Raw genomic sequence first — 1,513 nt, 5'->3', positions numbered from 1 at the left:
AAGTTGAATTCTTGGTGACCCAATGGAAAAAATCTCCCACTGTATAAAACAGGCCGTATGAGTGAATTTAAATAACCTACAGAGTCAGAGTGACGATATTCCAACGGTAAGAATAAGTTTAGCGCATAGATTGAAACCCCACCAATGAAAATAGCCACAACAATTACACTGAAAAAAGTTTTCTCTTTTAAGATTTTAACTTCAATATTATCTTTAAACATACCACAGACAATCGACTTCGGCTTGATGAAAATTAATATGGGGATTATCACTCCAAGAAAAACTAGAGAGAAGCAAATTTGGTCCAAACTCATGTCTAAAAACCTTATTATTCTATTTAATAGATAGTAATACTATACCAAATATAGTTAATACAACCCCTGATATTTGCAATCCACTTAAATACTCAGAGAATATAAAAACACCACTGAGGGTGATGCATAAAATAGTCAAGCCAGCCATAACAGGCGAAACTATCGATAATGGATACATAGAGTATATTTTTAGTGTAATAAGAAAACTACCGCCATAAAAAAATAGTGCCAATAACACACCATAGAGAAAACCATTACTTATAGATAATGGAAACACACGCCCACTACAGTATTTAAGTAATACCTGTGCAGAAACATTTAGTGAAATAGCAATAGCTATATATAAGATCCCTCCCATAATTATATCCTATTATTATTTTCTGTAACTCTGTCGATAATATACGTAGGTGCTTTATTCACTTCTATGAAAACCCTTCCTATATATTCACCAATAACGCTTAAGCCGATTAATTGAATACCACCTAGAAAATATATTGGCAGTGTAATTGACGCCCAACCAGGAACAGTTCCACCAAATATAATTGACATTGATAAAATATATAGCGACATTAAAATGCAAGTGAGAACAATAAGACCACCAAGTGCTGCAAACAATCTAAGAGGGACTATTGAAAAGGAAATAATTCCGCTTAACGCAAGATTCATCATTTTTTCAAACGTATATTTACTTTCACCATGTTCTCTATCGTAAACATCAAACTCAACAATTGAAGATCGTAAACCTAATGTTGGAATGATCCCACGTAAGAAAGGGTTTTTCCCATCATGTGACGACAAGATATCTAGGGCTTTATTTGACAAGCCTCGATAATCAGCATGACCTGGAACTAGGTCAATGCCTAGTTTTTTTGCTAATCTATAGAAACATTTTGCTAACGTTTTTTTTAATAATCCATCTGTATTTCTATCTTTCCTGACACCATAAACCACATCATTCCCATTCTTAAAGTCCAAAATGAAATCTTCTATTACAGAAGGGTCTTGTTGCAAATCCGCATCTAGGGAAATAGAGAAATCACACTTGTCTACCGAACAATCCAAGCCTGATTTCAGTGCGACTTGGTGCCCTTTATTAATGGAAAGCTTGATTCCTTTTATTTTATCATTATTTTCGGCTAGTGCTTCAATTCGAGACCATGTATCATCTTTTGAACCATCATCCACAAACAATATATCAC

At 34.0% G+C, this 1,513-nt stretch carries 2 protein-coding genes and 1 pseudogene; all 3 read right to left on the bottom strand.

Features of this window, described 5'->3' with window-relative positions:
- Positions 1–314: pseudogene (locus tag AB4496_RS20850) on the bottom strand (hypothetical protein); the annotation flags it as partial.
- Positions 315–333: 19 nt separating this feature from the next.
- Positions 334–672, bottom strand: coding sequence for a hypothetical protein (locus tag AB4496_RS20845; protein ID WP_032555297.1), 339 nt, complete (start codon positions 670–672; stop codon positions 334–336).
- Positions 673–674: 2 nt separating this feature from the next.
- Positions 675–1,513 (bottom strand): glycosyltransferase family 2 protein (locus AB4496_RS20840; RefSeq protein WP_372131845.1); only part of this gene is annotated, 839 nt, incomplete at its 5' end.

The sequence above is a fragment of the Vibrio sp. 10N.222.46.A1 genome (assembly GCF_041473595.1).
In the GTDB taxonomy this organism is placed as follows: Bacteria; Pseudomonadota; Gammaproteobacteria; order Enterobacterales; family Vibrionaceae; genus Vibrio; species Vibrio tasmaniensis_A.
The sequence above is the reverse complement of the archived record's forward strand: the minus strand, read 5'-3'. Positions and strand labels throughout refer to the sequence as shown.

Bases quoted from the DNA above. Each gene is read 5' to 3' on its own strand.
- AB4496_RS20845 (WP_032555297.1), bottom strand. From the start codon at position 672: ATGGGAGGGATCTTATATATAGCTATTGCTATTTCACTAAATGTTTCT.